Source organism: Streptomyces sp. NPDC005803 (assembly GCF_040630435.1).
Lineage (GTDB): Bacteria > Actinomycetota > Actinomycetes > Streptomycetales > Streptomycetaceae > Streptomyces.
This window is the reverse complement of sequence record NZ_JBEXXO010000061.1, coordinates 1-7,393: the sequence shown is the minus strand read 5'-3', so window position 1 is coordinate 7,393 and position 7,393 is coordinate 1. Positions and strand designations below refer to the sequence as shown.

9 protein-coding genes are annotated in these 7,393 nt (G+C 69.8%); 5 read left to right on the top strand and 4 right to left on the bottom strand.

Annotated elements, in window-relative coordinates; genetic code table 11:
- Window positions 1-71 precede the first annotated feature (71 nt).
- Window positions 72-851 (bottom strand): hypothetical protein, encoded by a 780-nt coding sequence (locus ABZ454_RS38505; RefSeq protein WP_356325919.1) that lies wholly within the window; start codon window positions 849-851, stop codon window positions 72-74.
- 153 nt (window positions 852-1,004) lie between these two features.
- On the opposite strand from ABZ454_RS38505, the gene ABZ454_RS38500 reads away from it, so the two are divergent.
- The 4 genes from ABZ454_RS38500 to ABZ454_RS38485 all read left to right on the top strand — a co-directional run bounded on the left by ABZ454_RS38500 (window position 1,005) and on the right by ABZ454_RS38485 (window position 4,219).
- On the top strand, window positions 1,005-1,802 hold the full coding sequence (locus ABZ454_RS38500; RefSeq protein ID WP_356325917.1) for an ABC transporter ATP-binding protein: 798 nt from the start codon (window positions 1,005-1,007) through the stop codon (window positions 1,800-1,802).
- 76 nt (window positions 1,803-1,878) lie between these two features.
- Entirely contained in the window at window positions 1,879-2,307 is a 429-nt protein-coding gene (locus ABZ454_RS38495; protein WP_356325915.1) for an NfeD family protein, read from the top strand.
- A gap of 153 nt (window positions 2,308-2,460) precedes the next feature.
- Complete coding sequence (locus ABZ454_RS38490) at window positions 2,461-3,390, top strand: SPFH domain-containing protein (protein ID WP_356325913.1); 930 nt, start codon at window positions 2,461-2,463, stop codon at window positions 3,388-3,390.
- Between the two features lie 61 nt (window positions 3,391-3,451).
- On the top strand, window positions 3,452-4,219 hold the full coding sequence (locus ABZ454_RS38485; RefSeq protein ID WP_356325911.1) for a sulfite exporter TauE/SafE family protein: 768 nt from the start codon (window positions 3,452-3,454) through the stop codon (window positions 4,217-4,219).
- Window positions 4,220-4,280: 61 nt separating this feature from the next.
- Here ABZ454_RS38485 and ABZ454_RS38480 read toward each other — a convergent pair whose 3' ends face one another.
- From ABZ454_RS38480 to ABZ454_RS38470, 3 genes are all read right to left on the bottom strand, one after another.
- A complete protein-coding gene (locus tag ABZ454_RS38480) occupies window positions 4,281-4,787 on the bottom strand; it encodes an HNH endonuclease (RefSeq protein WP_356325909.1) in 507 nt (168 codons plus the stop codon).
- A gap of 147 nt (window positions 4,788-4,934) precedes the next feature.
- Complete coding sequence (locus ABZ454_RS38475; protein ID WP_356325907.1) at window positions 4,935-5,474, bottom strand: YbhB/YbcL family Raf kinase inhibitor-like protein; 540 nt, start codon at window positions 5,472-5,474, stop codon at window positions 4,935-4,937.
- A 75-nt stretch (window positions 5,475-5,549) separates the two neighbouring features.
- Complete coding sequence (locus ABZ454_RS38470; protein WP_359544076.1) at window positions 5,550-6,332, bottom strand: sporulation protein; 783 nt, start codon at window positions 6,330-6,332, stop codon at window positions 5,550-5,552.
- Between the two features lie 72 nt (window positions 6,333-6,404).
- Here ABZ454_RS38470 and ABZ454_RS38465 point away from each other — a divergent pair, with 72 nt between their 5' ends.
- Window positions 6,405-7,055: a DNA-3-methyladenine glycosylase gene (locus ABZ454_RS38465; RefSeq protein ID WP_359544075.1), complete on the top strand. Its 651-nt coding sequence runs from the start codon at window positions 6,405-6,407 to the stop codon at window positions 7,053-7,055.
- Window positions 7,056-7,393: the final 338 nt, after the last annotated feature.

Here is a 7,393-nt window from a genome sequence, read left to right as displayed (position 1 = left end):
CCACCGGGCCGGGGCGCGGATGGAGGCGGACGGCATGATGCGGCGTCGGGCCCCGTCCCGGGAACGAACCCCTACCGCGCCCGCTCCTCCACATACGCGTTGTACGCCGCCACCTGCGCCCGCCGGGCCACCCGCTCCACCGGTCGCAGCGCCTCCCCCCGCGCCGCCATCTCCGAGGCGCTCACCGCACCGCCGTGCCCGTTCTCGTACGCCACCGAGACCAGCAGCCCGACCCGCTGCGCCAGCTCCAGCACCCGCACCGCCCGCGGCGGATACCCCGGGGCGAGCACCTCGCGCCCCCGCTCCGCCCGCGCCCGGTACGCGTTCACCGCCGCCTCGGCCACCGGCCCCGACCCGGCCACATCGAGCCGTGACAGCAACGCCGTCGCATCCCGCAGCGCCTCGGCGAGCTCCCGCTCCGCCTCGCCCAGCGACGGCACGTCGGCCGGCGGCGCCTCCCGTACCGCCAGGCACCGCCACACCACGTCGACGTGCCGGTCCCCGGCCGGCCCCGCCTCCCGCACCTCGGGCACCAGCCCGTACGGGGCCCCGTAGGTGACCACGGCCTCCTCGGCCTCCAGCGCCCGGGCGTTGAACTCCGCCGGACCGCTGAGGCCCAGCGGGTGCCCGGGAACCGGCAGCGCGACCCGGAAGCCCGTCGCCCCCAGCCCCCGCAGCCGCCCCAGCGCGAGCGTGAGACCGACCGGTCCCGCCTCACCCGGCAGCCCTTCGACGCGGTGCACCGCGTCCTCCCCGACAATGGCGAGCGCCGCGTCGTCGGGCGACACGAGTCCGGCCAGCAGTGCGTTGCCCCAAGCGGCCAGCAGTCCTGAGCGTGGTTCCGAAAGCATGGCGACAGCCTAGGGGCTGCCCCGCGGCCCCCGGCGGGCGCACGACGACGGGCCCAGCGCCTGAAGCTCTCGCACGGTGGCGTAGGTTTTCCCTGGGAGCTGTGCCCACAGGCACGCGACGATCTCGACACTGCATGGGGAGACAACGCGCTCATGAGCGATGTACTGGAGCTGGTGGACGTATCCGTGGTCCGCGACGGACGCGCTCTGGTGGACGACGTCTCCTGGTCGGTCAAGGAGGGGGAGCGCTGGGTCATCCTCGGCCCGAACGGCGCCGGCAAGACCACCCTCCTCAACGTCGCGTCCAGCTACCTCTTCCCGACCAAGGGCACGGCCACGGTCCTCGGCGAGCAGCTCGGCGGCGTCGGCACCGACGTCTTCGACCTGCGCCCCCGCATCGGCATCGCCGGCGTCGCCATGGCGGAGAAGCTCCCGAAGCGCCAGACGGTCCTGCAGACGGTGCTCACCGCCGCCTACGGCATGACCGCCACCTGGAACGAGAGCTACGACAAGGTCGACGAGGACCGCGCCCGCGCCTTCCTCGACCGGCTCGGCATGACCGAGTACCTCGACCGGAAGTTCGGCACCCTCTCCGAGGGCGAGCGCAAGCGCACCCTGATCGCCCGCGCCATGATGACCGACCCCGAGCTGCTGCTCCTGGACGAGCCGGCCGCCGGTCTCGACCTCGGCGGCCGCGAGGACCTCGTCCGCCGTCTCGGCCGGCTGGCCCGCGACCCGTACGCGCCCTCCATGATCATGGTGACCCACCACGTCGAGGAGATCGCCCCCGGCTTCACCCACGTCCTGATGATCCGTCAGGGCAAGGTGCTCGCCGCCGGCCCCATGGAGACCGAGCTCAGCTCCCGCAACCTCTCCCTCTGCTTCGGCCTCCCGCTCGTCGTCGAGCACCAGGGCGACCGCTACACCGCCCGCGGGCTGCCGCTCGCCTGAGGGCACCCGCTGCCGCAGCCGTACCAGGGCGCTCGCGCCCTGTCCGCGGAGGTACTCACGGTCATACGATGACCACGTGGACATCGACGCGTGGGTGTGGTGGCTGATCGGCGCGGTGGGACTGGGCATTCCCCTCGTCCTGACCGCGATGCCCGAGTTCGGCATGTTCGCCGTGGGAGCGGTCGCCGGAGCCGTCGTCGCGGCTCTCGGCGGCGGAATCGTGGCCCAGGTCCTGGTCTTCGTCATCGTCTCGGTGGCGCTGATCGCCGTGGTCCGCTCGATCGCCGGCCGGCACCGCTCGGACCGGCCCCACCTGGCCACCGGCATAGACGCACTGAAGGGCCGTCAGGCCGTCGTCCTGGAGCGGGTCGACGGGCGAGGCGGCCGGATCAAGCTGGCCGGGGAGATCTGGTCGGCCCGCGCCCTCGACGCGGAACTCAGCTTCGAACCGGGCCAGCAGGTCGATGTCGTCGACATCGACGGGGCGACGGCCGTCGTCATGTGAGAGAACCGCCCCCACGGCAGCGCCCGCTCTGCCAGACTCGATGTCGATCATCATGGAAACCGGACCGGCAGGACAACCGACCTGACTCACGGCCCACACGATCTCGACCTCGATCATCGCGATCCGTCGGCAACCGAAGGGCACGAGGAAACGATGCAACCGATCATCATCGTCCTGATCATTCTGGTGGTGCTCGTCTTCATCGCTCTGATCAAGACGATCCAGGTCATCCCCCAGGCCAGCGCCGCCATCGTGGAACGTTTCGGCCGGTACACCCGCACCCTCAACGCGGGCCTGAACATCGTCGTCCCGTTCATCGACTCGATCCGCAACAGGATCGACCTCCGGGAACAGGTCGTGCCCTTCCCGCCGCAGCCGGTGATCACCCAGGACAACCTGGTCGTCAACATCGACACGGTCATCTACTACCAGGTGACCGACGCCAGGGCGGCGACGTACGAGGTGGCCAGCTACATCCAGGCCATCGAGCAGCTCACGGTCACCACCCTCCGCAACATCATCGGCGGCATGGACCTGGAGCGGACCCTGACCTCCCGCGAGGAGATCAACGCCGCACTGCGCGGAGTCCTCGACGAGGCCACCGGCAAGTGGGGCATCCGCGTCAACCGCGTCGAGCTGAAGGCGATCGAGCCGCCCACCTCCATCCAGGACTCGATGGAGAAGCAGATGCGCGCCGACCGTGACAAGCGCGCCGCGATCCTCCAGGCCGAAGGTACGCGGCAGTCGGCCATCCTCACCGCGGAGGGCGAGAAGCAGTCCGCGATCCTGCGCGCCGAGGGTGAGGCCAAGGCCGCCGCCCTGCGCGCGGAGGGCGAGGCCCAGGCGATCCGCACGGTCTTCGAGTCCATCCACGCCGGCGACCCGGACCAGAAGCTCCTCTCCTACCAGTACCTCCAGATGCTCCCGAAGATCGCCGAGGGCGACGCCAACAAGCTGTGGATCGTGCCCAGCGAGATCGGCGACGCACTCAAGGGCCTCAGTGGCGCCTTCGGCAACCTCGGCGGGGGTGTGCCCGGCTTCAACACCGGCAAGGAGCGCCGCGAGGAACCCCCGGTCGACTGACGTGTACATCCCCCGTGCATGATCGGTGCACCAAGCGCCGATCACGCACGGGGGATTCGTCATGACCATCTGGGAGATGCTCGCCGTCTTCGCCGCGGGGATCAGCGCCGGCACGATCAACACGATCGTCGGCTCGGGAACGCTGATCACCTTTCCCGTCCTGCTCGCCACCGGCCTGCCCCCGGTCACTGCCACCGTCTCCAACGCGCTCGGCCTGATCCCCGGCTCCATCAGCGGCGCGATCGGCTACCGCAAGGAACTCGCAGGACAGCGCCGACGCGTTCTCAAGCTCGCCGTCGGCGCCATGATCGGCGGCCTCACCGGCGCGACCCTGCTGCTGGCACTGCCCTCCACGGCCTTCGAGACCATCGTGCCGGTCCTGGTCGCCCTGGCGCTCGTCCTGGTCATCCTGCAACCGCGCATCAGCAGAGCCGTCCAGCGCCGGCGCGAGCACACCGGCGCCGTCGCCCGCCCCGACGGCGGTCCGCTGCTCTTCACCGGCCTGATGCTCGCCAGCGTCTACGGCGGCTACTTCACCGCCGCGCAGGGGATCATCTACCTCTCCCTCATGGGCATGCTGCTCGACGACACCATGCAGCGCCTGAACGCCGTGAAGAACGTCCTGGCCGCCGTCGTGAACAGCATCGCGGCACTCTTCTTCCTCTTCGTCGCGGACTTCGACTGGACGGCCGTCGTCCTGATCGCCGTCGGCTCCGCACTCGGCGGCCAGATCGGGGCCAGGATCGGCCGCCGGCTCAGCCCCGCGCTCCTGCGCGCCCTCATCGTGACGGTCGGCACGGTCGCCATCGTCCAGCTGGTCCTGCGCTGACACGGGGAAGCCCGCCCCCTCACGAGGGCGGGCTTCCCCTACGTCGCCGGGCGTACGGCGCCTACGCCGCTGACTGCGACAGCCACTCCGGCAGCGCCGACCTGTCTCCGGCTCCCAGGGCCAGCAGCATCGCGTCGGCCGGAGAGGGGACGAACGGCTGCCTCAGCAGCGGCATCCCCGCCTGCTCCGGCGTACGCGCCGCTTTGCGGTGGTTGTCCTCGGCACAGGAGGCCACCGTGTTGAGCCACGTGTCCTGACCGCCCTGGGCACGCGGCACCACGTGGTCGACGGTGCTCGCCCGGCGCCCGCAGTACGCGCACCGGTGCTGGTCCCGGATCAGCACACCCCTTCTGGACCACGGGGCCTGTCTTCGGAACGGCACCCGTACGTACCGGCAGAGCCTGATCACGCGGGGCACCGGAATGTCCACGGCGGCACCGCGCATACGGAGATCGGGATGCGACTGCTCGACGACGGCCTTGTCCTGAAGGATCAGTACCACCGCACGGTTCAGCGTGACCGTCGACAGCGGCTCGAAGCTCGCGTTCAGCACCAGCGTGTCCCGCATTTCGCCCACCTCCCGTGTGCCGCCCGCCCCCTGGCAGGCCCGGATCAACTCTGGCCGGGCAGGCCGTGATGGACAACGCAATAAAAAATGCCCTGCCCTGATCTCTCCAAGACCAGGGCAGGGCAAACAGCGGTGGAACCTTTCGCTTCACTCGCTCCCGGCGGGCTCCGCGTACTCACCGATCAGCTGGGCGCGGCCGAGCGTGTGGAACCGCAGGTTGAAACCGACGACCGCGGGGGACGCGTCGCTGTCGGGACCGAGTTTCTCGCTGTCCACCGCGTACACGGTGAAGACATAGCGGTGGTTCTCCCCGGCCGGCGGGGCGGCCCCGCCGAAGTCCTTCGACCCGTAGTCGTTGCGGGCCTGCACGGCGCCCGCCGGCAGCCCCTCGAACGTCCCGCTGCCCGCACCCGCCGGCAACTCCGTGACCGACGCCGGGATGTCGAACACCACCCAGTGCCAGAACCCGCTGCCCGTCGGGGCGTCCGGGTCGAAGCACGTCACGGCGAAGCTCTTCGTCTCCGCCGGGAATCCCTCCCACCGCAGCTGCGGCGAGGTGTTCCCCGCCGCGTAGACCTGCGCGTCCGCGAGTACACCCCCCGGGGCCAGGTCCTCGCTCACCACGGTGAACGAGTCAACCTCGGGATGGAAGTCATGCGGAAGCGGGGCCCTCTTCGGCTCGGTCACGTCGGCACCTCTCCTGGTCGGTTCTGCTTCCGGAAGGTCTCGGAAGGTTCTCGGAAGGTCTCCTTCCCCCCGACCCTAGAGCCAGTTGCGCTGCCCGCCGACCTGCGCCAGCCACTGGTTCAGGTACGCCGCCCAGTCGGTCCCCTGGAAGTCGTGCAGACCCACCTTGAACGCGCGGTACGAGTCGCTGCCCTCACTGAAGAGCCCCGGCTTCTTGTCCATCTCCAGAACGACGTCCATCTCGCGGTCGTCCGCGACGAACGTCAGCTCGACCTGGTTCAGCCCCCGGTACTGCGACGGCGGGAAGAACTCGATCTCCTGGTAGAACGGCAGCCGCTGGCGCGTACCGCGGATGTGTCCGCGCTCCATGTCCGCGCTGCGGAAGCCGAAGCCCAGCTGCCCGAAGGCGTCCAGGATGGCCTGCTGCGCCGGCAGCGGGTGCACGTTGATGGGGTCCAGGTCCCCCGAGTCCAGCGCCCGCGCGATCTCCAGCTCCGTGGTCACCCCGATGTTCATGCCGTGCAGGTGCTGGCCCGCGAACATCGTGATCGGCGTCTCCCAGGGGATCTCGAGCCCGAACGGCACGACGTGCACCGCACCCGCCCGCACCTCGAACGCGCCGCCCAGCCGCAGCTTGGTGAACTCGATGTCCTGCTTGGTCTCCTGGTCCTGGCCCTCGACCTCGACCCGGGCCTGCAGACCGACGGAGAGCCCCTCGATCTGCTGGTCGACGGACCCGCCCTGGATCCGCACCTCGCCCTGGACGATCCCACCCGGTACGACGTTGAGCTCGGTCAGCTCCGTCTCCACCGAGGCGCCACCGGCACCCATGCTCGCGAGCAGCCGCTTGAAGCCCATGTTTTCTCCTCCTTGGTCCTGACCCCTACATACGCGCCATGACCGTAGTCGGTTCCCGTACCCTCGAACCTCATGATCGATGGCACGGACCGTACGCCGCTGAACCGGGACTTCTTCGACCGCCCCGTGCTGGAGGTGGCGCCGGATCTCCTCGGCCGCACCCTGGTCCGCACCACTCCGGACGGCCCGATCGAGCTGCGCCTGACCGAGGTGGAGGCGTACGCGGGGGAGATCGACCCCGGCTCCCACGCCTTCCGGGGCCGGACGCGACGCAATGACGTCATGTTCGGCCCGCCCGGCCACGCCTACGTCTACTTCACCTACGGCATGTGGCACTGCCTCAACCTGGTGTGCGGCCCGGAGGGCATGGCGAGCGGGGTCCTCCTCAGGGCCGGCGACATTCTTACGGGCGCCGACCTCACCCGCAAACGTCGTATTTCGGCCCGCAACGACCGAGAACTGGCCAAAGGTCCGGCCCGCCTCGCCACGGCCCTGGACATCGACCGCGCCCTCGACGGGACCGACGCCATCGCCCACCCGGGAGCCCACCTCTGCGTGCTGCACGGCACCCCTCCACCGCGCGACCAGGTACGCAGCGGCCCGCGCACGGGCGTGGGCGGTGACGGAGCCGTGCACCCGTGGCGCTTCTGGATCGACGGCGACCCCACGGTGAGCCCGTACCGCGCCCACGCGCCACGCCGCCGGGCCGGCCGGGCGACTTGACTCTCCCTGGGGCGACGCCTAATGTAGTCCGAGCCGCTTTACACGGGTGCAGCTTCTGGTTCGGTCCATCGGATCGCATGCCGGACAACCCGAAGCGGTCAACCACTACCTACGATTCGCCCTTGAGGGCGCGAATTTCGGCATGCCGGAATTCGACCTCATGACTCGATTATGAGTCGCCGGGGAAATCGGCTAACGTAGTGAACACGCCGAAAGGGAAACGCGAAAGCGAATTCCCCGAAGGCAATCCCGCTTCGACCGGGAATCGGACACGAAAGAGTCTGATAGAGTCGGAAACGCAAGACCGAAGGGAAGCGCCCGGAGGAAAGCCCGAGAGG